Here is a 24,280-nt window from a genome sequence, read left to right as displayed (position 1 = left end):
CGCGCCGAGGAGCGCATCGGCACCGAGATCGAGGTGCTCGTCGAGGAGGACCTGGGCGACGGCGGCTACGAGGGCCGCGCCGCCCACCAGGGCCCCGAGGTCGACGGCTCGGTGACCGTCCAGGGCATCGGCCTGCTGCCCGGCCAGATCGTGCGGGCCACGGTCGTCGACGCCGAGGGGGTCGACCTGATCGCCCGTATCAAGGCCGGGCCATGACCAACCCGCCGGAGATCGGCACCGAGCCGATAGTGGGGTCCGTGGCTCGGCAGGTCAGCCCGTGGAACATCGCCAACGTGCTGACCGTCCTCCGGCTTCTGGTCGTCCCGTTCTTCGTCGCCTGCCTGTTCGTCGAGGGCGCCGGCTGGCGCACCGCCGCCCTCGTCGTCTTCCTGCTCGCCTCCCTGACCGACCAGCTCGACGGCTGGCTCGCCCGGCGGTACGGCCTGATCACCGACTTCGGCAAGATCGCCGATCCCATCGCCGACAAGGCGCTGATCGGCGCGGCCCTGGTCACGCTGTCGGTCCTCGGCGAGCTGCCCTGGTGGATCACCGTCGTGATCATCGGCAGGGAGATCGGCGTCACCGGCCTGCGCTTCGCGGTGATCCGCCATGGCATCATCCCCGCCAGCTACGGCGGCAAGGTCAAGACCGTTCTGCAGATCGTGGCGATCGCGCTCTACATCTTGCCCGGCGTGCCCGGCCCGATCAGGTGGGTGGCCATGGGGCTCGCCCTGGCCGTCACCGTGGTCACCGGGCTCGACTACGTCGTCCGCGCCCTGCGGCTGCGCAAGGTGGCCCAGAAGGCACGCGGCGGATGACCTCGGCCGTCGCCGCTGACGTGCTGTCCCTCCTGGTAGGCCGGAAGGCCACGGTCGCGGTGGCCGAGTCGCTCACGGGCGGGCTCATCGGCGCCACGCTCACCACGCCGAGCGGAGCCTCCGCCGCCTTCCGGGGCGGGGTGATCGCCTACGCCACCGAGCTGAAGGCCGCGATCCTCGGCGTCCCGAAAGATCTACTCGATCGGGAGGGCGCGGTCCATCCGGACGTCGCGGCGGCGATGGCGGCCGGCGTGCGGGCGCTCACCGGCTCCACGTACGGGCTGGCCGTGACCGGCGTGGCCGGGCCCGGCGAGCAGGACGGCAAGGCGGTCGGCACGGTCCACATCGCCGTGAGCGGTCCTGAGGGCGCCATCTGGCGGCGAGACGGGGTGTTCCCGGGATCTCGCGAAGACATCCGTGAAAGTACGGTGAGGGAGGGTTTGGATCTCCTGAGAGGTGTGCTGGAGGCGCAAATGGGGGAACATTCCGGATGATTACCGCGTTACGTCACCAGCGAACATGCTCCCCACGGTCTGCCGCCCTCTTGGTCGATGCGGGTACGGTGGAGCTGTGAGTGAGGTTCGTGACCCATCGGTGAGGAGCAGGTCCGGCGTACGCCCGGCAAAGGGGCCGAGCGAACCAATGATGACGGCGAGGAGCATGTACGAAGGGCATTCGAAAAACGGGCGATACGAACCGACCGCGCGGAGCGTCGTGAAGACGCCTGCGCCCGGGAGGGAGCGACAGATGGTCCTGCTGCGTCAGCTGCTCGGTGACGTGCTGCGGCGGCTGCGGGTGCGGCAGGCACGCACCCTGCGTGAGGTTTCCACCCTGGCACGTGTCTCCCTTGGCTACCTGTCCGAGGTGGAGCGTGGCCAGAAGGAGGCGTCCTCGGAGCTGCTCGCCTCGATTTGCGGCGCCCTCGGTGTGCCGCTCTCACAGGTGCTCCGTGAGGTTTCCGACCAGTTCGCGCTGGCCGAGCTTCAACACGCACCCGTCCTGGCCGATGCGCCTGAACACGAGCGTCTGCCTGTTTCCGAGACCGTGCCCAGCACGATCTCGGGCTCCGAGTTCGACGGTTTCCCCGAAGTCAAGGACATGGTCGCCGCGTAGTTCGAGCGGTCGCCGGCTTTCCGTCCTGACGAGCGGACTGTCACGGGTGGTTGACTCGTGATGGTCTGTGTTTCGCACGCTGTCCGGTGACCGGGCCCGCTAGCGGGGTTGGCAGGCGGGGCAGTAGAAGACCACTCTTTCGTATGGCCGCGCCCCGAGCTCACCGCCGATCATCTTGTTCCCGCAGCGAAGACAGGGCCGCCCGGCCCGGCCGTACGCCCAAAGGCGCCTTCCGGGGCGCCGGTCTCCCGTGGTCAGCGGACCACCCGCGTTGTCCTTGTTCGCGTCCAGCAGCCTGTGGGCGAGCCCCATCATCTTTTCGAGGTTCTCCACCTCCTCGACGCGCCTGAACGGCGAAACCCCCGACAGGAACAGCGTCTCCGCCCGCCAGATCGTGCCCATCCCCGCCACGTTGCGCTGATCGAGCAGGGCGTCCCCGATCGTCTGGTCCGGGCGGCGCGCGATGTTCCGCGCCGCCCGCCCCGCGTGCCCGGCGTCCCAGGCGGGGTCGAGCAGGTCGGGCCCCAGATGGCCGACGACCTCGTCCTCCCGGTCGGTGCGCAGCAGGTCGACCATGCCGAGCTTGATCCCGACCGCCTGCCACCGCTCGTTGGCGAGGACCAGCCGCACGACGTCGCCCCTGCGGATGTGCGCGCCGACGGGGTTGATCCGCCAGCTTCCGTCCATGCGAAGGTGCGTGTGGACGGTCAGCCCGCCGTCGACCCTCGTGAGCAGGTGCTTTCCCCGCGAAACGGTGGTGAGGACCGCGCGGCCCGTGAGGTCGGCCGTGGCGTGCCGGGGCACCCTGAAGTCGGACCGGGTGAGCACCCGTCCGTCGAGGGCGGCTCGCAGCCTGGCGGCCGTGCGGTAGACGGCATCGCCCTCGGGCATGGCGCGGTCAGTCCCAGGCGGCCGGATCGGCCGCGAGCTCCATCACGCGGTCGGGCAGGGTGTCGGCGGCGATCTGGTCGAGGGTGACCTCCTCCAGGATCGCGCGCTCGCTGGCGCGCAGGGCGATCCACACCTGTTGCAGGGAACGGGCCGCTCCCCGGTAGCCCACGTGCTCGGGCCGCTCGCCGCGGACGTTGGCCAGCGGCCCGTCCACGGCGCGGATCACGTCGGCGAGGGAGATCTCCGCCGCGGGCCTGGCGAGGACGTACCCGCCCTCGGGACCCCGCTGGCCGCGGACCAGACCCGCCCGGCGCATCTGGAGCAAGATATTCTCCAGGTACTTGGGGGGCATTTCCTGTTCCTTGGCCAGCTCGCCCACCGTTGTGGGGCCGCTGCCGGAGGCGGCCAGCTCGGCGGCGGCGCGAAGGGCGTAGTCGACACGGGCGGAAAGACGCATGTTGTCGATTATCCCGCCTGCTAAACCCTGGTTACGCGCAACCGGACCACAACAGGCAGGTGATCTGAGAAACTCACGCGCGGCACCCGGGCCTCGACCGCCGTCAGACCCCGGCTCACCAGCACGTGATCTATGCGTTTGACCGGAGCTTCGGCGGGGGACGTATCGGGATTTCCCAGTGCCGTCAGGGGGTCCGAGAGCCCGGCGGCCTCCAGCACGCGCATCTCGGGGTCGGCGGGTGTGGTGTTGAGGTCCCCCGTCAGCAGCACCGGCCGTGGCGCCGCCCTGCCCGGCGTTTCCGTCGTGGGCGTACCGGCCCGGGGTGCCCGCGCGCCCGGCAACGTCGTTCCGGCGCTTTCGGCGCTCATCCCCGCGGCCAGATCCCTGGCGATGGCCGCGACCTCGGGCGCCTGGCCGGGCGGGGCCTGCAGGTGGGTGTTGACGATCCCGACCTCCTGCCCGCCGACCTCGATGACGACCGCCTGGGCCTGCGCGCCGGTGGGGTAGTCATGCTTTCCCAGCGGGTGTGAGGCGATCTGCCTGATCGGCAGGTTGGTGATGATCGCGTCGCCCCACAGGCTGTCGGCGGCGGGAGCGAAGTGGTACCGCATGCCGAGCCCCCTGGCGATGCGCGCCAGGTCGTCGTGGCCGCCGTTGAGGAGCCAGCCCCGGTCGACCTCGCTCAGCAGCACCACGTCGGGCCGTTCGCTCTTCGCCCAGGCGGCGACCCGGTCGAGGTCGAGGGTGCCCTTGAGCCCGAACCCCATCCGGATGTTGTACGCGACGAGCGTGAACTCGTTCCCGGCCCTGGCCTGTACGGCCGGCAGCGGCTGCCAGGTGAGGGCGGCGACGACCAGCGCCGTGGACAGGGCCGTCACCGCGATCCTGGCCGTCCGGGGGCGTCCGGGAACCTCGGACCTCCTTCCCCTGGCCGCCAGGAGCGCCACCGCGGTGACCAGGCCCGTCAGCAGCGCGGGCACCACGCTGTTGGGGAAGCCGAGGTCGGTGTCGTAGGCGGCGTAGTAGAGGAAGACCGAGATCAGGAAGACCAGCGTTCCGCCGAGCAGTGCGAGCCCGCTCCGCCGGGGCGACCGGGCCGAGGGCAGTCCGGCCATCCCGACGCATGCGCCGAGGGCGGGCGCCATGAGCAGGGCCAGGGGCAGCGCGGAGAAGATGATCAGCATGGCCGAGGTCACCGGCAGCAGAACCAGCATGAGCCCGCGCTGCCGCGGGGGCCGGGCGGCGTAGAAGGCCATCAGGAACTGGGCGCAGACCAGCGCGGCGACGATGGCGGCGGTCTCCCAGGGGTTGCGCCCGCTTCCTCCGGGATGGTCCGCCAGCCCGATCGTCGTGAGGAACATCCCGTGCAGCACGATGAAGGGGCCGAAGACGAACCACACCCCCGCAGGGGCGACGTCCTCAGCGGTCGGCGCGAGCCGTGCGGACCAGACGAGGGCGGCGCACAGGACGGCGACGGCCGGCCAGGGGAGCGGCCCGTCGCGCCACACCAGATCCATCTGGCCGAGGGCCAGGTGGAGGACCGCGGAGGCCGCGAGACCGGCCGCCAGCCCGCCGGGTACGGCCGCGCGTGGCGTCGTGAGCGCGCGGCCGTACAGGAAGATCAGGCCGGACGAGACGCCCGCGCTCGCGACATAGAGCTGGGCCGTGCCGCCGTCCGTGGCCTGGAGCACCAGGCGGGCGGCGACCAGGAGGAGGGCGCCACCGAGCGCGACGCGCCTCGGGTCCACCAGGCGGCACAGGGGAGCGGCGGCGAACGGCAGGACGAACCACAGGGCCGCGTACAGCCCCATCTGCTCGGGCGGGGTGTCCCCGGCGTGGCCGAAGAGCGTGATGAGCGACGGCAGGAAGACCCTCAGCACGTCGGTGAACAGCAGGACGCCCAGGGCCAGGGCGATCACACCGGTGAACGGCTCCAGCCGTGAGAGTGGGGCCGCGCGCTCGGCACGGACGGTGGATTCGACGGCGGACTCGACGGTGGGCTCACCCATATGGCATCTCCTCGGCAAAGACATGAGTGATCCTCGTGTCTTTGCCGGGCGAAGGCAAGGTCCGGCAAAGAAGAAGGCGGCATGGCGGGCGACGATACCCGGCAGGCGATGCCGGTAAACTAGCAGGAAGCTTTACTGATGAATGGTTGAGTCACACCGCGCCGCGCTTTGTGATAAACCCAACGGGGACCGACGACAAGAAAGCATGCGATGGAGCGACGTCCTGGCGTGCCCAGGTTGCTACGGGAGATCAACGACCGGGCCGCGCTGGAGCTGCTGCTGGCCTCGGGCCCGCTGACCAGGGGACAGATCGGTGACATGACCGGTCTTTCCAAGGTCACCGCGTCCCAGACGCTGTCCAGGCTGGAGGAGCGCGGCCTGGTCGAGGTGGTCGGAGAACAGGCGGGGAACCGGGGGCCCAATGCGGCCCTTTACGGGGTGATTCCGTCGTCCGCCTATGTGGCGGGGCTCGATGTCGGACCGGAATCGGTGACGACCGCCATCGCGGATATCAACGGCGAAATCGTGGCAGAGGTGACGGTTTCCACCAATGGGCACGGCGACCCCGTCGCGCTGGTGCACAACGCGGTGGTGAAGGCCTGCCGTTCGGGCAAGGTCGCCCTGTCCCGCCTGAAGGGCATCGTGATCGGCACGCCCGGCGTGGTCGACCCCCGCAGCGGTGACGTGAAGTTCTCCTTCGACCTCCCCGGGTGGCACGAGGGCAGCCACGAGGCTCTGGCCCATGACCTGCGACGACCCGTCACCATAGAGAACGACGTGAACCTCGCGGCCATCGCCGAGCGGTCCGAGGGCGCGGCCAGGGGAGTCGACGACTTCGTCCTGCTCTGGGTGGAGCGCGGCGTCGGCCTCGCCGTCGTCCTGGGCGGCAGGCTGCACCGCGGGCGCTCCGGCAGCGCGGGTGAGATCGGCTACCTGCCGGTGCCGGGGGTGCCGCTCGCCGCGGACGTCAAGGCCGTGCCGGGGCGGATGCCGGCGCTGGCGGGCGGCCTGCAGTCCCTGATCAGCGCCGAGGCGGTGGCCGAGCTGGCCGAGCCGTACGGCTTCGCGGGCGGGTCCGCCGCCGACGCCGTGCGCGCGGCCGTCGAGAGCGGCGACGGCGGGTCGGCGTTCCTCGACGAGCTGGCCCACCGGCTCGCCCTCGGCGTCGCGTCGGTGTGCGTCGTCCTCGACCCGACCCTCGTGGTGCTCAACGGCGAGGTCGGCAGGGCGGGCGGTGGCGCTCTGACCCACCGGGTGGAGGAGGCCGTGGCGGCCATCTGCCCGATCAGGCCGGAGGTCGTCGTCAGCGACGTCAAGGGCCGCCCGGTGCTGCGCGGCGCCATCCTGGCCGCCCTCGACCAGGCCCGCGAGGAGATCTTCGCCTCCTGACGGGCCCGGCCTTTCCGGCGTCCTCAGGCGGTGAGGAGCTCCGCCGCCGCCTGGGCGTTGGCGCGGGCGGCGCCGTACGTCGCGATGTAGGCGCCCGCGGAGGGGCGCCAGATGGGCAGGCCCATCTCGACCACCGTCGCGTCCGGGCGCCCGGCCAGCAGCGCCGACACGATGTCCTGGCTCGCGCGGTGGCGGTGGGCGTCCTTCACGACGATCACCAGCGAGCGGCCGATGGCGCGCTCCAGAAGCCCGGCCGCGTCGGCCGCGTCGGGCTTGACCCGGGCGATCTCGGCGTCGGGCAGCCACGGGGCGAACCCCCAGGGCACGTCACCGACCGCGATCGTGGGCGGGGTGTCCACCTCGACGACCAGCGGGTTGACCAGCGGGGTCGCCGTTCCGGACAGGCTGACGGCCCGGCGCGCGGCGGTGAGGCCGATCACGTTGCCGTCCCTGACCTCCTCGCGGGGCCTGCCGAACCAGCCGCGCAGCCGTGCCACGCGCTCGGCGGCCTCCTCCAGGCGGGCCCGCGGGAGCCGCCCGTCGCGCACCGCCGCCACGATGTCGGCCTTGATCTTCTGGATCTGCTCCCGCGTGGGCAAGGGCCCGAGGCAGAGCAGGTCCGACCCGGCGGCCAGCGAGAGCACCGCGCCCCCTCCGAGCCCGACGCTCTCGGTGATCGCGTGCATGTCGAGGGCGTCGGAGATCACCACACCGTCGTAACCGAGCTCACCCCTGAGCAGCTCGGTCAGCGCGGCGGCCGACAGCGTGGCGGGAGCCGTACCGGTCAGGAACGGGACCCGCACGTGCGCGGTCATGATCGACTTGGTGCCCGCCTCGATGGCCGCGCGGAACGGGATGAGCTCGCGGTCCCACAGCACCTCGCGGGTGACGTCCACCACGGGGATCTCCAGGTGGGAGTCCTGCCGGGTGGCGCCGTGCCCAGGGAAGTGCTTGACGCAGGCCGCCACCCCGGCGTCCTGCAGCCCCGAGACGGCCGCCACGGTGTGCCGGGCGACCAGGGCCGCGTCGGAGCCGAACGAGCGGGTGCCGATGACAGGGTTGTCGTCGGCGGTGTTGACGTCCGCGTCGGGCGCCATGTCGAGGTTGACGCCGCAGCGGGCCAGATCGTCGCCGATGGACCGGTAGACGCGGCGGGTGAGTTCGACGTCGTCCACGGCCCCGAGGGCCGCGTTGCCCGGGTACGGGCTGCCGACGTGGTAGGCGAGCCGCGTGACGTCCCCGCCTTCCTCGTCCAGGCTGATGACCGGGTCGCCGGCGCCGCGCAGTCGCGCGGTGAGAGCAGCGAGCTGCTCGGCCCCCGCGACGTTGAAGCCGAACAGCGTGACCCCGCCGAGACCGTCCTCCAGGTCGTGGAGGATCCAGTCGGGGGCGGTGGTGCCGGGGAATGCCACGAGCAGCGTACCGGCCGCGAGACGATGCAGCCCCCGATCGCCATCGCCCACGGAGAACTCAGACATGGCTGTACTCGACTCCTTAGCTCAGAGTTGGGAAGGCTGGGGTTTTCAGCCTTTCACGGCGCCGGCGACCAGGCCCGAGACCATGCGCCGCTGCACCAGCAGGAAGAACGCGATGACCGGGATGGTCATCAGCGTCGAGGCGGCCATGATGCCGCCCCAGTCCGTCGACCGCTGTCCGGTGAAGAACTGCAACGCCACGGGCATCGTGTAGGAGCCCTGGTCGTTGATCAGCGTCAGCGCGAAGACGAACTCGTTCCACGCGGTGATGAACGAGAAGATGCTCGTCGCCACCAGTCCTGGCGCCACCAGGGGGAACAGTACCTTCCAGAAGGTGACGAACCGGCTGGCGCCGTCGATGGAGGCGGCCTCCTCCAGCTCCTTGGGCACGGCGGCCACGAAGGTCCGCAGCATCCAGATCGCGAAGGGCAGCGTGAAGCCCACGTTGACGATGATCAGGCCGAGGAGCTGGTCGTACAGCCCGAGCCGCTTCACCATGAGGAAGAGCGGGATCAGCAACGCCTCGGCGGGCACCATCTGCACGATCAGGAGCAGGATCAGGAAGCTCGTACGGAAGCGGAACCTGAAGCGCGCCACCGCGGTGGCGGCGAGCAGCGCGAAGACCGAGCCGATGAGCACGGTGCCGACTGCGACGATCGCGCTGTTCATCAGGTACTGCCAGATGGAGTGCCCGGCGACGCCCTTGGTGAGGACCCGCGACACGTGGTCGAAGGTCGGCGACAGCGGGAAGGGGATGAACCGCGTGGTGAAGATCTCGTCGTTGGGCTTGAACGCGGTCGCGACCATCCAGTAGACGGGGAACACGGCGAACAGGAACACGACGACGCCGGCCGCGTTCAGCCCGTACTGCTTGAGCTGCTTGACGGATCGCGGGTTCATCGCACGTCCTCCGTTCTCACGATTTGCCGGACATATACGGCGGTGATGAGGAGCATGATCACCGTGAGGATGACGGCGATCGCGGCGCCGAAGCCCATCTTGGGCGGCGCGCTGAACGCCTCGGTGTACGCCCAGAGCGACAGGTTGAACGAATCCCGGTTGGTGGTGCCGCCGGCCAGCACGTACAGCTGGGTGAAGACCTTGAAGTCCCAGATGACGGAGAGCACCAGCAGGACGGAGAACACCGGCTTCAGAAGAGGGAAGGTGATCTTCCTGAACGTTCTGGTCGGGGTCGAGCCGTCGACCCTGGCCGCCTCGTACAGCTCCGACGGGATGCTCTTGAGGCCCGCCAGCACCGACACCGCGATGAAGGGGAACGACGCCCAGACGACCGCGACGATCAGCACCAGGTAGATGGTGGTGGGGTCGTTGAGCCAGGGCTGGCCCGACCAGTCGGACCGTCCGAAGACCAGGCTGGACAGCCAGTCGGGCAGCAGGTTGAGCGCCCAGTTGACCACGCCGGCGTCGGCGTCGAACAGCCACTTCCAGATGATCGCCGTGGCGGTGGGCGGGGTGGCCCAGGCGGCCATGATGCCGATGATGACGAAGGTCGACATCTTCTTGCCGAGCTTGTGGAGCAGGAGCCCGACCAGCGTGCCCCCGACGAGCGTCAGGGTGACGGTGATCACGGCGAACATCACGGTGTTGCGCAGCGAGGACCAGAACAGGTCCGACTGGAAGACCTGTGTGTAGTTGTCCACCCCGAGGAACTCGGCAGGCTGCGGGTTCGGCCTGATCTGCCGCAGTCCAACCTTGTGGAAGGACATGTCGACCATCTGGTACAGCGGATAGAGCAGCAGGACCGCGATGACCAGGAGGCCCGGCAGGAGCAGCGCGTAGGGGACGACCCAGGCGGGAAGGCCGCTGGACCGGCGCGGAGGCCGGTGGGACCGGCGCCGCGCCGGGGCGGAGGAGTTGCCTCCGCCCCGGGCGACAGTTGACGTCTGCGCCATCGTTACTGCTGGTTCAGGATGGTCTCGAGTTCCTTGTTCGCGTCGGCGAGGGCCGTGTCCGTGTCCTTCTTGCCCTCGATGACGGAGCGGGCCGCGTTCTGCAGGACGGCCTTGGTGTCGTTGGCCTCGGCCCAGTTCGGGCTGGCGGGGAAGCCCTTGGCGACCTTGAACGTCTCGGCGAACGGCGCCTGCACCGGGTCACTGGCGAACTCCGCCAGAGCGTCCGGGTAGAGCGGGAGCAGGCCGCCCTCCTTGGCGTACCGCGTGCCGAACTCCTTGCCCGCGGCCAGCTTCAGGTACTCGGCGGCGAGCTCGGGGCTCTTGGCGTCCTTCCAGATGGCGATGTCGTTGCCACCTTGGAAGGCCGGGGCCGGGCCGCTGCCCTCCTTGTTCGGGAGCGAGAAGAAGGCCATCTGGTCCTCGCCGACCTTGCCCTTGCTCTGCTCCTTGATGGTGGCGATGTCCCAGCCGCCGGTGACGTACATGCCGACCTTGCCGGCGGCGAAGCGCTGGCTGATGTCCACCGAGTTCTGGCTGAGGCGGGACTTGCCCGAGACGCCGTCCTTGGCCACCAGGTCGGTGTAGAACTGGAAGCCCTCCTTGAAGGCCGGGTCGGTCAGCTTGCCGACCCACTTGCCTCCCTCGAAGGCGGCGAAGTCGCCACCCGCCGACCACACGAACGGCGAGAGGGACATGTTGGCGTCGGAGCCGCCGTTGAAGGCGAAGCCGTCGACGTCCTTGCCCTTCTTCTCGACGATCTTCTTGCCCGCGGCCACGAGCTCGTCCCAGGTCTTGGGCACCTCGATGCCGAGGCTCTTGAACCAGTCCTTGCGGTAGAGGACGGCGCGGGTGCCGCCGCCCCACGGCGCCGCGTAGATCTTGCTGTCGATGGTCTCGTAGCCCCACAGGTTCTGCGGGATCTGCTGGAAGTCGGGGCTGGACTTGACCAGGTCGCTGATGTCGGTCAGGGCGTCCTGGGACACCCACGCGGCCACCTGGTCGTTACCGAACTCGGTGACATCCGGGCCCTCGCCGCCCGCGAGCGCGGCGGTCCACTTCTTCTGGGCGTCCGGCCACGGGATCCACTGGACGTTGACCTCGGCGCCGGTCTGCTCCTTGAACTTGGCGTCAAGGTCGGCCATGTACTTGTTCTGCACGTCATTGGGGGCACCGAGCCGCCATACGTTCAGCGTCTGACCCGCGTACTTGGGGCCCGAGGCTGCTGCTGACGCCTGGGGGTCCGCCGTCTTGGCGGGCTCGCCGCTTCCACACGCGGTCACACCAATGGCAAGAGCGGCGGTCGTGGCCGTCGCGGCAGCGATCTTTCCGAACTTCACGTTTGGGTTCTCCCTTCCCGGCTTCGCGTCGGGCTCGCGCTCATCGAAGAGTGCACTTAGGGCCGTGCACCTGCGAAGACGCCATCCTCGTGCTCTGCGCTGCGACATCCCGAGGCCTGATCGCTTGCCTGCGGGCTGACTGCCGCTAAACTAACAAGAAACTTTATTAAAAGAAACGCCTGTTAGCGGATCGTGACGAGAGGGGCCCGACCCCATGCCCAGACGACATCCCGGGACACCCCGGCTGCTGCGTCAGCTCAACGACCGCGCGGCGCTGGAGCTCCTGCTCTCCGAAGGGCCGCTCACCAGGGCCGAGCTGGGAGAACACACGGGACTTTCCAAGGTGACCTCCGGCCAGCTGCTCGCCCGCCTGGAGGAGCGCGGGCTCGTGGCCGTCTCGGGGGAGCGCCCGGGAGGCCGTGGCCCCAACGCCGCCCTCTACGCGGTCGTCCCCGGAAGCGCGTACGTCGCCGGCCTTGAGGTGCTGCCCGACAGTGTCACCGCCGGCGTCGCCGACATCACCGGGGAGATGATCGCCGAGGTCACCGTGGACCCCTGCGAGACCGGCGAGCCCGTGAAGACCGTGCACAGCGCGGTGCGGCGGGCCTGCGACTCGGCCGGCGTGAGCCTGTCCCGGCTGCGCGCGTTGGTCATCGGGACCCGCGGCGTGGTCGATCCGCGGACCGGGGACGTCCGTTTCTCCTTCGACCTGCCGTCCTGGCACGCGGGGGTGCTCGCCGACCTCCGCGCCGCGCTCGGCTCCTCCGTCATGATCGAGAACGATGTGAACCTGGCCGCGCTGGCCGAGCACTCGTACGGGGCCGCGCGCGGGATCGATGACTTCGTCCTGGTGTGGGCGGGGGTCGGGCAGGGGCTCGGCGTCATGCTCGGCTCCCGCCTGCACCGGGGGTTCACCGGGGGAGCGGGGGAGATCGGCTGGCTTCCGGTGCCGGGCGAGCCCCTGCCCATAGACGTCACCGAGCCGCAGTCCGGGTCCTTCCAGCGTCTGGTCGGCACCGCGGCGGTCACCGGCCTCGCCGCCGCCCACGGCATCCCGGGCTTCTCGTCCGACGCGTTGCTCCCCCTTGGTACGGGGGGCTCTGATGGCCCGGCGGGATCCGCGGGCTCGGCCGGTTCCTCGATGAAGGGCGCTTTCAACGGGCAGGCTCCTTTCACCTCCCCGGGCCCGTCAGGTCCGCCTGCCACGGCGGCCGAGATCGTCCGTACGGCCGTCGAGGCGGGACGGGACGGGTTCCTGGACGAACTCGCCCGGCGCCTGGCCATCGGGGTCGCCGCGGTGACGGTCGTGCTCGACCCGGGGCTGATCGTGCTGAGCGGGGACGTGGGCCGTGCCGGTGGCCTCGCGCTCGCGCGGAGGGTGGAGGAGGCGGTGGCCCAGATCTGCCCGAGCCGTCCCAGAGTCACCGTGACCGGGGTCGAGGGCAATCCGGTACTGCGAGGCGCGGTGATGGCCGCCCTGGGCCCGGCGCGTGAGGAGGTCTTCGCGAGCACGGTGGACGGCTGAGGAGATCTTTCGCGGGGGTCCCGATGACGTCATTTATGCGAGACTTGCTGGTCATGCACGATATCGTCCTGATCTCTGACCCCCGCGTGACCTCCATCCCCGTGGAGGAGAGCGGAGAGGCGCTGGCCGACGTGCGCGGCGTCCTGGCCGTCGACGGCAGGCTGGCGGATCCCGACGGCGCCTACGCCCACCTTCGGGAGGGGCTGCTCGCCCGGCTGAAGGACGCGGAGCGGCGGCTTCCGCAGGGCTACCGGATCCTGGTGGTCGAGGGGTACCGGCCTCCGGCGCTTCAGCGGAAGTACTTCGAGGAGTACAAGGACGAGCTCAGGGCGACATTTCCGGAAATGTCGCCCGAGGAACTGCACACGGCGGCCAGCCGCTACGTCTCCCCGATCGAGGTCGCTCCCCACACGGCGGGCGCGGCGGTCGACCTGACCCTCGCCGGCGAGGACGGCGTCGAGCTCGACATGGGCACCGCGGTCAACGCCAACCCGGAGGAGAGCGACGGCGCCTGCTACACCGCCGCGCTCAACATCACCGCCGGCGCGCGCGAGCACCGGAAGATCCTCGGCGGCGCCCTGGAGGCGGCGGGGCTGGTCAACTATCCGACCGAATGGTGGCACTGGTCCTACGGCGACCGCTACTGGGCCATGACCACCGGCGCCGAAGCCGCCATCTACGGCCCCCGCCCCCTGACCTGACCCACCGACGCGGTGGTGGCCGATCGTCCTGACCGCGTGCCAGTGGCGCCCGGTCCTGTCGTCGGACTTGCGGAAGCCGATAATGATCATCTCGGTGGCGTCCGTCTTGCCGGGGACGCGATCGGTGCTGTCCGGGAAGTTGTTGTCCTGCACGATGGCGATCCGGTTTCCCGGCAGGGGGAGCAGTGCCTCCACGGACTGCAGGGGGAACTTGAAGGGGGTTGCCGAGGCCGTAACCCCCGGTGGGGTCGTGCGAACCGATGAGGGCGGGATCGCGCAGGTTCGGCAGGTCGGCGACCTCGGTCTTGACAAGGAAACCGTCGGAGTCGAGGTGACGCCGGTCGATGAGGTAGATGCGCTTGAGGGTGGCGGCCGGCCCCTCGTCGTCCTCACGCTCGATCAGGATCGCCCGGTTGGCGTCAAGCGACTGCATGTCGGCGATGCGGTAATCCTCGCCATCCGCCCTGTACTGCCAGGAACGACCGGTGTACGGGTTCTTGCGGGTGTCGAACTCGTGGATGTAGCGCCGGAACGGGTTGGCGTCGTCCGCAAGCCGGCCTTCCACAGCGGGGTAGAGGTAGTGCCCGTCGGGGGAGGAGGCGACGGCCTCGAATCCACGACTCCTCCGCTTCGTCGGCGTCTCGCCTCTCGCCAGGAATGCGGTCATGCGCGAATACCGCCGTACCGCGCTACCCGCATCGAGGGCAGGCCCGAGCTGAGGCCACGGCGCGGTGAGTATGAGACTAGTCATATATATGTCTCATCCTATATGGTGTTGATGTGTCTCTCCGCCACACGATCCTCGGCTTCTTGTCGCTGAAGCCGCTGACCGGCTACGACCTCAAGAAGTACTTCGACGCGAGCGTCCGGCACTTCTGGAGCGCCGACCAGGCCCAGATCTACCGGGCGCTCGCACAGTTGTCCGAGGACGGGCTTGTCCAGGTGCGCGTCATCGAGCAGGACGGGCGACCCGACCGCAAGGAGCACCACATCACTGACGCAGGCCGGATCGAGCTCGATGGGTGGCTGCGTGCGCCGGTCGAGCGGCACGCCCCACGGGAACCATTCCTCGCGAGGGTGTTCTTCGCTGGGCGTCTGCCGGCGGCCGAGACCGCGGCGATCGTCGACGCGCGGATCGCCGCAGCCGAGGAGCAGCTCGGCGTCCTGTGCGCGATCGCGGCGCAGTCGACAGCCGTACTCGATGACGTACCGCCCGCCGCTGACCGGCTGCTGGCCGCCGCGACGCTGGAAAACGGGATCCGCCACGTCGCCGCCGAGCTTGATTGGCTGCGCGACCTGCGTAACGACCTCGACGACCTGCCCGCCGCGCCCGCCCGGATGCGGCTGCGCCTTGACTCCGTGATCCAGAACCAGCAGAGATATCGAGGAGAGCAACTGTGAGCATTTCCACCGCCAGGATCGCTGCGGTCGCCGCCACCGGACTGGCCGGGGTCGCCGCGTTCCAGATCGCCCTTGCATTGGGCGCTCCGCTGGGCCGGGCCGCATGGGGCGGGACGTACACGCAACTGCCAGTTGAATTGCGCATCGGCAGCGCCATCTCGGCGGCCTTCCTCGTCCTCGCCGCTCTTGTCGTGCTCGGCCGAGGCGGCTTCCGGGCCGGTAACGGACCTTCCGGCCTCTACCGCTGGGGCACCTGGGCGCTCGTCTCCCTGCTCGGTCTCAGCGCCCTCGCCAACTTCGCCTCCGCCAGCCGGTGGGAGAACTTCCTGATGGGCCCGATCGCACTCGCCCTCTCAATTTTGACCCTGCTCGTGGCGCTCGGCCCGGCCCGGGTTTCGACGTAGCACGGCATGAAACATCGTGCTTGTCGCATTCGATCGCGTAACGGGATCTGGCCATCCGGCTCACCGGCAGCCTTGAAGGCGTCATCCTGGACCCTGTGTACGAGGGCAAGTCGATGGCCGGGCTGATCGACCCGATCCGCGACGGCGACATTCCCAGGGACTCCAACGTCCTCTACGCCCACCTCGGTGGACAGCCCGCGCTCAACGCCTTCAGCGGCCTGTTTCGCTAAGTAGTATTTCGGCGTCAACAGACTTGACCTCAATGTTGTTCGGCGAGTCCCCTCGATTCGCATGGTCCGCGATGTCGGCCATGGCTCAGGCGCGCAGGCGTAGGCCGCGGGGGGTGGGGTGGAAGCCCGCGGCCTCCAGGGCGGAGGCTAGCGGGGAGTTGACGATCGCCGTGCCGTCGGCCTTCTCGACCGTCAGCTTCCCGAGGGCTCCGTCGCGCACGGCCAGCGCCAGCGCGTCGACCGCCGGCCGCAGCCGGTCGTCGTCGGTGAAGGACAGCAGCGTCTTGCCTCCGCGCTCGACATAGATCACCAGACGGCCGTCGACCAGCACCACCAGCGCGCCCGCCTTGCGCCCCGGCTTGTGCGCGATCTCCCCCGGATGGGCGGGCCACGGCAGGGCCGCGCCGTACGGGTTGGCGGGGTCGGTCGCCGCGAGGACCACCGCGCGCCGCTCACCCGTGGGACCGCCCTGCGGGCGGGAACCGCCGACCTCGGAGAACAGCGTCGACGCGATGGCCCGCATGCGGTCGACGGCGCCGGGGAGCGCGAACTGGGCGCCTCCCAGTCCCTCGACGAAGTAACCGCGACGGCACCGCCCGGTCTCCTCGAACGCCCGCAACACCGGGTAGACGGTGGCGAAGCCGCCCGTGAGCCGCTCGGCCGCCACCGCGCCCTTGGTCACGACGCCGTGCCGCTCCAGCAGCACCTCCGCCTGGGCGTGGGCGCGCTGGGTGGCGTCGCCGGACGGCTCGGGAAGCGGCCACCAGCGGCCGCTGACCGTCGGAGGCCCCGCCCGGGTCGGCAGTACGGCCCTGCGCCTGCGGGCCGTCGTCGCGCGATGCGCGGGCCGACCGGAGCCGAGCGCCGACCGCAGGGGCGCCAGCGTGTCACCGGACACCCGCCCCGCCCATACGAGATCCCACAGCGCGCCGGCGAGCGCGGTGTCGTCCAGCGAACCGACCCGGGCGCCGAGGTCGCGGAAGAACAGCGCCCCGCCGCCGCTCAGCGCCGCGAGGACCTTCTCGTGCAGCGGGGTCATCGTGATCTCGGCCGGCGGAGGCAGCAGCAGCGGAGCGGTGTCGGCGAAGAACAGCGCCACCCAGCCGTCACCGCCGGGCAGCGAACCCTGACCGGCCCAGACGACCTCACCCGCGGCGGTCAGCTCGTCGAGCAGGGCGGGCTCGTACCCGGGGACCCTGCCGGGCAGCACCAGCGTCTCCAGCGCGGACGCCGGGACGGCCGCCCCCTGCAACTGCTCGATGGCGTGCACCAGGGCGTCCATCCCCCGGGCCGAGCGGCCCTCGGTCACGCCGTGCCACGCCGGGGCGAACGCGCCCAGGGCCTCCGGCGGCACCGGCTCGACCTCCTTGCGGAGCCGGGCCAGCGACCTGCGCCGGAGCAGCCGGAGCACGCCCGCGTCGCACCACTCCTCGCCCCAGCCGCCGGGCCTGAACTCGCCGGGCACGACCCTGCCCGAGGAGGCCAGCCGCCGGAGCCCGTCGACCACGACCGCGACGCCGAGGCCGAACCGGGCCGAGGCCGTCGTGGCGGGGAACGGGCCGCGCGTGCGGGCGTGCCGGGCGAGGAGATCGCCGAGCGGATCGGCCACCGGCTCCAGGAAGGCGTGCGGCACCCCCATCGGCAGGGGGACGCCGAGGGCGTCGCGCAGCCTCGCGGCGTCCTCGATCGCCGCCCACTGCTCGACCCCGGCGACCCGGACCCGGATGGCACGCCGCGCGCCTTCGAGATCGGCCAGCCACGTGGGGTCACCCTCGCGCACGGTGACGTCCTGCGCCTGCAACGGGCCGTGGGTCCGCAGCAGGTCGGCGAGGTCCTCGGCGTCGCGCAGGGGACGGTCGAGCCTCGCCAGCTCCCGCTCGGTGTCGGCCACCACGTCGGGGTCGAGCAGCTCACGCAGATCGGCCTCGCCGAGCAGCTCGGCCAGCAGATGGGTGTCCAGGGCGAGCGCCTGGGCACGCCGCTCGGCCAGCGGCGCGTCCCCCTCGTACATGAACGCGCCGACGTAGGCGAAGAGCAGGGACGCCGCGAAGGGCGACGCCTGGTCGGTCTCGACCTCCACCACCCGCACGCGCCGGGCCGCGATGTCGCGCATGAGCCGGACCAGCCCAGGAACGTCGAACACATCCTGCAGGCACTCGCGCATGGTCTCCAGCACGATCGGGAACGAACCGTACTTGCTCGCGACCCTCAGAAGGCCGGCCGCCCGCTGCCGCTGCTGCCACAGGGGGGAGCGCCTGCCAGGGTTGCGCCGGGGCAGCAGGAGCGCGCGGCCGGCGCACTCACGGAACCGCGACGCGAACAGCGCCGACCCGCCCAGCTCCTCGGTGACAATCTGCTCGATCTCGTCGGCGTCGAAGACGGCCACGTCGGTGGGCGCGCCTTCGAGCGTGTCGGGGATGCGCAGCACGATGCCGTCGTCGGAGTGCATGGTCTGCACGTCGACGTCGTACCGCTCGCGCAGCCGCCGCCCGATGGCGAGTGCCCACGGCGCGTGGACCCGGGCCCCGTACGGCGTGTGGATCACGACGCGCCAGTCGCCGAGCTCGTCGTGGAAGCGCTCGACGAGCAGGGTGCGGTCGTCGGGAACGTAACCGGTGGCCTCACGCTGCTCGGCGAGGTAGGCGAGGAGGTTTGCGATGGCGAACGCGTCGAGCCCCGCCTCGGCGAGGCGCTCGGTCTCGCCCCCGGACAGCTCGCGCAGGAACGCCCCGAGCGCCCGGCCCAGCTCGGCGGGACGGCCCGGCGTGTCGCCGTGCCAGAACGGCAGCTTGCCCGGCTGACCGGGGGCGGGGGAGACCAGCACCCGGTCGGCCGTGATGTCCTCGATGCGCCAGGAGGTGGCGCCGAGCACGAACACGTCGCCCACGCGGGACTCGTACACCATCTCCTCGTCGAGCTCGCCGACCCTCCTGCCGCGCCCGGTGTCGCCTCCGGCCAGGAAGACGCCGAACATGCCGCGGTCGGGGATGGTGCCGGCGTTGGTCACCGCGAGGCGCTGGGCTCCGGGACGGCCGGTGACGCGGCCGGTCACGCGGTCCCACACGATGCGCGGGCGCAGCTCGGCGAACTCCTCGCTGGGATAGCGCCCGGCGAGCATGTCGAGCGTGGCCTCAAGCGCGCCGCGGGGCAGCGTGGCATAGGGGGCGGCCCGCCTGACCAGGGCCTCCAGCTCGTCGACGGTCCACTCGTCGAGCGCGCACATCGCCACGACCTGCTGGGCCAGCACGTCGAGGGGATTGCGCGGGTAGCGCAGCTCCTCGATCTCACCGGACTTCATGCGCTCGGACACGACGGCCGTCTGGACCAGGTCGCCGCGGTACTTGGGGAAGATCACACCCCGGGAGACCGCGCCGACCTGGTGACCGGCCCGGCCGATGCGCTGCAACCCGCTGGCGACGCTGGGCGGCGCCTCCACGCAGGCCACCAGATCGACCGAGCCCATGTCGATGCCCAGCTCCAGGCTGGAGGTCGCGACCACGGCGGGAAGACGGCCGGACTTCAGCGCCTCCTCGATCTGCGCCCGCTCCTCCTTGGAGACCGACCCGTGGTGGGCGCGCACGATCTCGGGCACCGCGCCCTTCGCGGCGCCGGCCTGCGCCATGACCATCGCGGGCGGAGGGGGCGCGGGCGGGGCGCACTCGCCGGGCGAGAGCCCGTCACCGGTGAGGGGGCCGCCGGCCGGCGGGGCCATGCGCTCGAAGGCGAGCTCGTTGAGCCGCGCGCACAGGCGCTCGGCGAGGCGCCGCGAGTTGGCGAAAACGATCGTCGAGCGGTGGGACCCGATCAGGTCGAGGAGATGCTCCTCCACATGGGGCCAGATGGACCGCCGCGCCGGTGACTCCGTCGACCACGCGCCGTCGCCGCGACCGTATTCACGCTCCTCGCCGTGCCCGTCTTCGTGCTCCTCGTAGTGGCCGTCACCGTCACCGTCACCGTCACCGTGGCCGTGGCTGTCGCCGTGACCGTCTTCGTGCTCGTCGCCGTCGCCGGACGGGGCGGTCCGCGGGGGCGGCCCGCCGAGCTCGGTCATGTCCTCGACGGGGACGATCACCCTCACCTCGATGACCTTCTCGGACGGCGGCTGGACGACCGTCGTCGGACGGGCGCCGCCCAGGAACGTCGCCACCTCGCTCACGGGGCGGACCGTGGCCGACAGGCCGACGCGCTGCGCCGGGCGGGCAAGCAGGGCGTCGAGCCGCTCCAGGGTCAGCGCGAGGTGGACGCCTCGCTTGGTGGAGGTCACCGCGTGCACCTCGTCGACGATGACCGTCTCGACCGCGCGCAGCGCGTCGCGTGCCCTGCTCGTGAGCAGCAGGTAGAGCGACTCGGGAGTGGTGATCAGGATGTCCGCCGGATCGGCGGCGAAGCGGCGGCGGTCCTCCGCGGAGGTGTCGCCCGACCGGATGGCCACGGAGATCTCGGGGACGGGCAGGCCCACACGCCGGGCGGTCTGCCTGAGGCCGGCGAGCGGGGCCCTCAGGTTGCGCTCGACGTCGACCGCCAGCGCCTTGAGGGGCGAGACGTAGACGACACGGCACTGCCGCGCCGGACGCTCCTGTCGCGGCTCCGAGGTCGTCATCCGCTCGGCGGCGAGGCGGTCGAGGGACCACAGGAAGGCGGCGAGGGTCTTGCCCGACCCGGTCGGCGCGACCACCAGAGTGTTGTCACCGCGCGCGATCGACCGCCACGCCCCCTCCTGCGCGGAGGTCGGCGCGGCGAAGGCGGCGGTGAACCATTGCCTGGTCACCGAGGTGAAATGGTCGAGCGCGGATCCGGTCACGGCTTCATCATGCAACTCGCCACCGACAGAACGCGCCACCGCCCATGCCCGACCTCCTAGAAGGGACAAAAGTCTCGTCAGTGCATTACTCAGGCGAAAAGCCCAAGCCTTGACACGGGGGCCGCCTGGAACGTCATCTGAACTATGGACATCGACTACGCGGCCATCGAGGCGAGCCGGGAACGGATCCGCGACCGGCACCTCCGCGAGCGGCGCCCCGAGAGCAGCGCGCGCGGCCTCCACCACTTCGCACTGATCTGCTCGGACGTCGAGCGGACGATCGACTTCTACCAGGGGATCCTGGAGTTCCCGCTGACGGAGATCTTCGAAAACCGCGACTACAAGGGATCCAGCCACTTCTTCTTCGACATCGGCAACGGCAACCTGCTGGCGTTCTTCGACCTCCCGGGGCTGGACCTCGGGCCGTACCAGGAGGTACTGGGCGGGTTGCACCACATCGCGATCTCCGTCGAGCGCGGGAAGTGGGAGATGCTCCGGGGCAAGCTGGACGACGCGGGAGTGCCCTACCAGCTGGAGAGCGACGCCTCGATCTACTTCCGCGACCCCGACGGCGCTCGCCTGGAACTCCTCGCCGACCCTCTCGGAGAGATGTACGGCGCCCGCGTCCTGTGACCGCGTACCGCCGCACCACGGGCGAGGTCGAAGGAGAGCGAACGGGCCCGGTCCGTCCACATGGTCCCCGGCACCATATGAACGGGCCCGGTCCGTCCACGTGGTCCCCGGCACCATACTGGGGGGATGCGCCTGACCGAATTCTGGAACCGGATGAACCGCCACTTCGGTGAGCGGTACGCCGAGTCCTGGGCGCGTGACTACGTGATCGCGGAGCTGGGGAGCCGCACCGTGACACAGGCCCTCGCCGACGGCGTGTCCGCCAAAGAGGTCTGGCGCGCCGTGTGCGGCGTAACCGACGTGGACTCCCGCCTACGCTGACGCCTTCGCTCCACGCCCCTCGGCCCCCTCGCGGACTCAAGCCCGGCCTCAGGGCACCGGCCCTCCGGGCGTACGGACCGGTCTCCGGGCTCGCCCGTCATCGTCGCTGGTCCGCCGACTCGAAAGCGTCCGGATTTCCGATGGTGTCGAGCTGTGATCGAACAGTCGTTCGGCTATATTGAACTTGCCGACGCCCCTGGGCCCACTCCGGGAAAATGTCGGTGGCAGCCCGTAGCTTGCAAGCGACGGAAACGACTTCGACACACCCTCCAGGGGAGCACTCCATGGCAGCCAACGACCGCGAGAAGGCCCTTGAGACTGCTCTCGCTCAGATCGAGCGGCAGTTCGGCAAGGGCTCTGTCATGCGCCTCGGCGATGACACGCGAGCCCCCATCGAGATCATTCCTACCGGGGCCATCGCGCTCGACGTCGCGCTCGGCATCGGCGGGTTCCCCCGTGGGCGCATCGTCGAGGTCTATGGTCCCGAGTCCAGCGGTAAGACCACCGTGGCGCTCCACGCCGTCGCCAACGCCCAGCGGGCGGGCGGCATCGCCGCGTTCATCGACGCCGAGCACGCCCTGGACCCCGAGTACGCCGGGAAGCTCGGTGTCGACACCGACGCCCTGCTGGTCTCCCAGCCTGACACCGGCGAGCAGGCGCTTGAGATCGCCGACATGCTGATCCGTTCCGGCGCGATCGACCTCGTGGTCATCGACTCGGTCGCGGCCCTCGTGCCCAAGGCCGAGATCGAGGGCGAGATGGGCGACAGCCACGTGGGTCTCCAGGCCCGCCTGATGTCCCAGGCACTCCGCAAGGTGGCCGGCGCCCTCAGCAACACCGGCACGACCGCGATCTTCATCAACCAGCTCCGCGAGAAGATCGGCGTCATGTTCGGATGCTTCTCCTACAACACGCGCGTAAGCCTGGCTGATGGAACAAAAGAGAAAATCGGCAAGATCGTCAACCAGCGCATGGATGTCGAGGTGCTCTCGTACGACGCCGAGACCGATCGTGTGGTCCCGCGCAAGATCGTCAACTGGTTCGACAACGGGAACGCCGAGCGGTTCTTGCAGTTCACCGTCGCCAAGTCTGGAGGCAACGGTCGTGCGCAGTTCGCCGCCACGGAGAATCATCTCGTTCGCACGCCGGGGGGCTGGCGTGAGGCGGGCGAGCTCATCGCCGGTGACAGGGTCATGCTCGCGGAGACGCATCGCCTGAGCGGTCAGCAGCGGCAGACGATTCTCGGCTCGTTGCTGGGAGACGGAAGCCTCTCTCCCAACACTCACGGGCGGACCGGCGTCCGATTCCGCATGGGTCACGGAGCCGAGCAGGAGGCCTACCTCGACTGGAAGTGCGCCCTTCTCGGAAACATCACATGCAGCAGGACGACCAACTCCAAGGGAGCGGTCTTCGCGGACTTCACTCCTTTGCCCGAGCTCGACGAGCTGCGCCAGGTGGTCTACTTCGGGGACGGGAAGAAGCACATCACCGAGGAGTACCTCAAGGCGTTGACCCCGCTTTCCCTCGCGGTCTGGTACATGGACGACGGCTGTTTCACGCTGCGTTCAAAGGGAGTCCAGGAGCGCACCGCAGGTGGCACGGGCCGCATCGAGATCTGCGTCGAGGCGATGAGCGCGGGTTCACGGGAGCGGTTGCGTGACTACCTCGCCGACACTCACGGTCTTGAGGTGAAGCTTCAGTCCCGGGGGGCGCGAGGAGTCGCGGTCCTCCAGTTCACCACCGAATCGACCACGAAGTTCCAGAAGCTCGTCGCGCCCTACGTCCACCCCTCTATGGCCTACAAGCTCCTTCCGAGATTCCAGGGCCAGTTCGCGGTGCGGCCGGAGTTCTCGGACGCGGAAGTTCGCCTGGTGCCATCACAGATTCTCGATGTGCACATCAAGCCCAAGACACGGTCGATGAGAAAGTTCGACATCGAGATCGAGGGCACGCACAACTACTTCGTCGACGACGTCATGGTGCACAACAGCCCCGAGACGACGACTGGTGGCAAGGCGCTCAAGTTCTACGCGTCGGTGCGGCTCGACGTGCGCCGCATCGAGACGCTCAAGGACGGCACCGAGGCCGTCGGCAACCGCACCCGTGTCAAGGTCGTGAAGAACAAGATGGCCCCGCCCTTCCGGGTGGCCGACTTCGACATCCTCTACGGCTTCGGCATCTCCCGCGAGGGCGGCCTGATCGACATGGGGGTCGAGCACGGCTTCGTCCGCAAGGCCGGCGCCTGGTACACCTACGAGGGCGACCAGCTCGGGCAGGGCAAGGAGAACGCCCGTAATTTCCTGAAGAACAACCCCGACATCGCCAACGAGATCGAGAAGAAGATCAAGGAGAAGCTCGGCGTCGGGCCTCGCCTCGACAACCCCGCCGCGGCCGCGCCCGCCGCTACCGCCGCGCCCGCGCCCGCTCCCTCCGGTCGTGGCAGCAAGGCGCCCAAGCCGGGTGACGTCTGATCTGAGCTGATCTCACATGCCTGCGAGCGACGACCCCCCTGGCCGCCTCCGGCCAGGGGACTGGGGCGCGTGGATCGAGGAGGGCCCCGAGGAGGAGCGAAGCGGCGACCAGGGACCCGGCGGGCGCCGAGGTGGTCGTCAACGACCTCGCGACTCTGATCATCCGCTGGGGTCGAGCCAGTCCCGATCGGGCGGTTCGGGTCGGTCCGGTGGTTCGGGTCGGTCGGATGGGTCGGTTTGGCCTGGCGGTTCGGTTGAATCGGGTCGGTCCGGTGGTTCGGGTCGGTCGGATGGGTCGGTTTGGCCTGGCGGTTCGGTTGAATCGGGTCGGTCCGGTGGTTCGGGTCGGTCGGATGGGTCGGTTTGGCCTGGCGGTTCGGTTGAATCGGGT

20 protein-coding genes and 4 pseudogenes are annotated in these 24,280 nt (G+C 70.1%); 15 read left to right on the top strand and 9 right to left on the bottom strand.

The genetic code is table 11. The annotated features are described in order from the left end of the window. The 4 genes and pseudogenes from AB0B89_RS13580 to AB0B89_RS13565 form a co-directional block, all read left to right on the top strand. Positions 1-216: pseudogene (locus AB0B89_RS13580) on the top strand (30S ribosomal protein S12 methylthiotransferase RimO); the annotation flags it as partial. Then, positions 213-818: a CDP-diacylglycerol--glycerol-3-phosphate 3-phosphatidyltransferase gene (gene pgsA / locus AB0B89_RS13575; RefSeq protein ID WP_358551975.1), complete on the top strand. Its 606-nt coding sequence runs from the start codon at positions 213-215 to the stop codon at positions 816-818. The pseudogene AB0B89_RS13580 and the gene pgsA, both read left to right, overlap by 4 nt. Next, the gene (locus tag AB0B89_RS13570; RefSeq protein ID WP_358551973.1) at positions 815-1,312 is read left to right on the top strand and encodes a nicotinamide-nucleotide amidohydrolase family protein; all 498 of its coding nucleotides are present in this window, start codon (positions 815-817) and stop codon (positions 1,310-1,312) included. Before pgsA ends, AB0B89_RS13570 begins: the two co-directional genes overlap by 4 nt. 253 nt (positions 1,313-1,565) lie before the next feature. Then, positions 1,566-1,931, top strand: coding sequence for a helix-turn-helix transcriptional regulator (locus AB0B89_RS13565; RefSeq protein ID WP_358551971.1), 366 nt, complete (start codon positions 1,566-1,568; stop codon positions 1,929-1,931). Between the two features lie 99 nt (positions 1,932-2,030). On the opposite strand, the gene AB0B89_RS13560 is transcribed toward AB0B89_RS13565, so the two are convergent. From AB0B89_RS13560 to AB0B89_RS13550, 3 genes are read right to left on the bottom strand one after another with little or no spacing between them, the layout of a single operon-like run. Continuing rightward, positions 2,031-2,822: a DNA-formamidopyrimidine glycosylase family protein gene (locus AB0B89_RS13560; protein ID WP_358551969.1), complete on the bottom strand. Its 792-nt coding sequence runs from the start codon at positions 2,820-2,822 to the stop codon at positions 2,031-2,033. A 7-nt stretch (positions 2,823-2,829) separates the two neighbouring features. Next, positions 2,830-3,279, bottom strand: coding sequence for an Rrf2 family transcriptional regulator (locus AB0B89_RS13555; protein ID WP_358551967.1), 450 nt, complete (start codon positions 3,277-3,279; stop codon positions 2,830-2,832). Between the two features lie 20 nt (positions 3,280-3,299). Continuing rightward, positions 3,300-5,288, bottom strand: coding sequence for an endonuclease/exonuclease/phosphatase family protein (locus tag AB0B89_RS13550; RefSeq protein WP_358551965.1), 1,989 nt, complete (start codon positions 5,286-5,288; stop codon positions 3,300-3,302). A 210-nt stretch (positions 5,289-5,498) separates the two neighbouring features. Here AB0B89_RS13550 and AB0B89_RS13545 point away from each other — a divergent pair, with 210 nt between their 5' ends. Continuing rightward, entirely contained in the window at positions 5,499-6,677 is a 1,179-nt protein-coding gene (locus tag AB0B89_RS13545) for an ROK family transcriptional regulator (RefSeq protein ID WP_358551963.1), read from the top strand. 23 nt (positions 6,678-6,700) lie between these two features. On the opposite strand, the gene AB0B89_RS13540 is transcribed toward AB0B89_RS13545, so the two are convergent. The 4 genes from AB0B89_RS13540 to AB0B89_RS13525 are packed head-to-tail and all read right to left on the bottom strand — an operon-like array spanning position 6,701 to position 11,402. Next, positions 6,701-8,155: a glycoside hydrolase family 3 protein gene (locus AB0B89_RS13540; protein WP_358551961.1), complete on the bottom strand. Its 1,455-nt coding sequence runs from the start codon at positions 8,153-8,155 to the stop codon at positions 6,701-6,703. 45 nt (positions 8,156-8,200) lie between these two features. After that, the gene (locus AB0B89_RS13535) at positions 8,201-9,052 is read right to left on the bottom strand and encodes a carbohydrate ABC transporter permease (RefSeq protein ID WP_358551959.1); all 852 of its coding nucleotides are present in this window, start codon (positions 9,050-9,052) and stop codon (positions 8,201-8,203) included. Then, positions 9,049-10,065 carry a sugar ABC transporter permease gene (locus AB0B89_RS13530; protein WP_358551957.1) on the bottom strand — a complete coding sequence of 339 codons (1,017 nt, stop codon included), beginning with the start codon at positions 10,063-10,065 and terminating at the stop codon, positions 9,049-9,051. The genes AB0B89_RS13535 and AB0B89_RS13530 overlap by 4 nt, the downstream gene beginning before the upstream one ends. A gap of 2 nt (positions 10,066-10,067) precedes the next feature. Further along, a complete protein-coding gene (locus AB0B89_RS13525) occupies positions 10,068-11,402 on the bottom strand; it encodes a sugar ABC transporter substrate-binding protein (protein ID WP_358551955.1) in 1,335 nt (444 codons plus the stop codon). A gap of 214 nt (positions 11,403-11,616) precedes the next feature. Between AB0B89_RS13525 and AB0B89_RS13520 the strand changes: the two genes are divergently transcribed. Together AB0B89_RS13520 and AB0B89_RS13515 are read left to right on the top strand one after the other, a co-directional pair. Further along, entirely contained in the window at positions 11,617-12,927 is a 1,311-nt protein-coding gene (locus AB0B89_RS13520; protein WP_358551953.1) for an ROK family transcriptional regulator, read from the top strand. A 53-nt stretch (positions 12,928-12,980) separates the two neighbouring features. Next, positions 12,981-13,628, top strand: coding sequence for a M15 family metallopeptidase (locus AB0B89_RS13515; RefSeq protein WP_358551951.1), 648 nt, complete (start codon positions 12,981-12,983; stop codon positions 13,626-13,628). On the opposite strand, the gene AB0B89_RS13510 is transcribed toward AB0B89_RS13515, so the two are convergent. Then, positions 13,525-14,295, bottom strand: coding sequence for an esterase-like activity of phytase family protein (locus AB0B89_RS13510; protein WP_358551949.1), 771 nt, complete (start codon positions 14,293-14,295; stop codon positions 13,525-13,527). The two genes, AB0B89_RS13515 and AB0B89_RS13510, sit on opposite strands and share 104 nt — an antisense overlap. A 113-nt stretch (positions 14,296-14,408) precedes the next feature. On the opposite strand from AB0B89_RS13510, the gene AB0B89_RS13505 reads away from it, so the two are divergent. The 3 genes from AB0B89_RS13505 to AB0B89_RS13495 all read left to right on the top strand — a co-directional run bounded on the left by AB0B89_RS13505 (position 14,409) and on the right by AB0B89_RS13495 (position 15,663). Next, on the top strand, positions 14,409-15,029 hold the full coding sequence (locus AB0B89_RS13505) for a PadR family transcriptional regulator (RefSeq protein WP_358551947.1): 621 nt from the start codon (positions 14,409-14,411) through the stop codon (positions 15,027-15,029). Beyond that, a complete protein-coding gene (locus tag AB0B89_RS13500) occupies positions 15,026-15,433 on the top strand; it encodes a hypothetical protein (protein WP_358551945.1) in 408 nt (135 codons plus the stop codon). Before AB0B89_RS13505 ends, AB0B89_RS13500 begins: the two co-directional genes overlap by 4 nt. Positions 15,434-15,528: 95 nt before the next feature. Beyond that, positions 15,529-15,663, top strand: coding sequence for a hypothetical protein (locus tag AB0B89_RS13495; RefSeq protein WP_358551943.1), 135 nt, complete (start codon positions 15,529-15,531; stop codon positions 15,661-15,663). An 85-nt stretch (positions 15,664-15,748) separates the two neighbouring features. Here the strand turns inward: AB0B89_RS13495 and AB0B89_RS13490 are convergent, their stop codons facing one another. Beyond that, positions 15,749-20,464 (bottom strand): DEAD/DEAH box helicase, encoded by a 4,716-nt coding sequence (locus AB0B89_RS13490; RefSeq protein ID WP_358551941.1) that lies wholly within the window; start codon positions 20,462-20,464, stop codon positions 15,749-15,751. 144 nt (positions 20,465-20,608) lie between these two features. Here AB0B89_RS13490 and AB0B89_RS13485 point away from each other — a divergent pair, with 144 nt between their 5' ends. The 5 genes and pseudogenes from AB0B89_RS13485 to AB0B89_RS13465 form a co-directional block, all read left to right on the top strand. Further along, entirely contained in the window at positions 20,609-21,097 is a 489-nt protein-coding gene (locus tag AB0B89_RS13485) for a VOC family protein (RefSeq protein ID WP_358551939.1), read from the top strand. 126 nt (positions 21,098-21,223) lie between these two features. Then, complete coding sequence (locus AB0B89_RS13480) at positions 21,224-21,418, top strand: DUF3046 domain-containing protein (RefSeq protein WP_358551937.1); 195 nt, start codon at positions 21,224-21,226, stop codon at positions 21,416-21,418. 284 nt (positions 21,419-21,702) lie between these two features. After that, a pseudogene (gene recA / locus AB0B89_RS13475) lies at positions 21,703-22,314 on the top strand (recombinase RecA); the annotation flags it as partial. Further along, positions 22,306-23,166, top strand: a pseudogene (locus AB0B89_RS13470) (recombinase RecA); the annotation flags it as partial. The pseudogenes recA and AB0B89_RS13470, both read left to right, overlap by 9 nt. A gap of 240 nt (positions 23,167-23,406) precedes the next feature. Next, a pseudogene (locus AB0B89_RS13465) lies at positions 23,407-23,889 on the top strand (DNA recombination/repair protein RecA); the annotation flags it as partial. Positions 23,890-24,280 lie beyond the last annotated feature (391 nt).

Source organism: Sphaerisporangium sp. NPDC049002 (assembly GCF_040649355.1).
GTDB lineage: Bacteria > Actinomycetota > Actinomycetes > Streptosporangiales > Streptosporangiaceae > Sphaerisporangium.
Note: the sequence above shows the minus strand (reverse complement) of the source record. Positions and strands in the feature narration are given on the sequence as shown.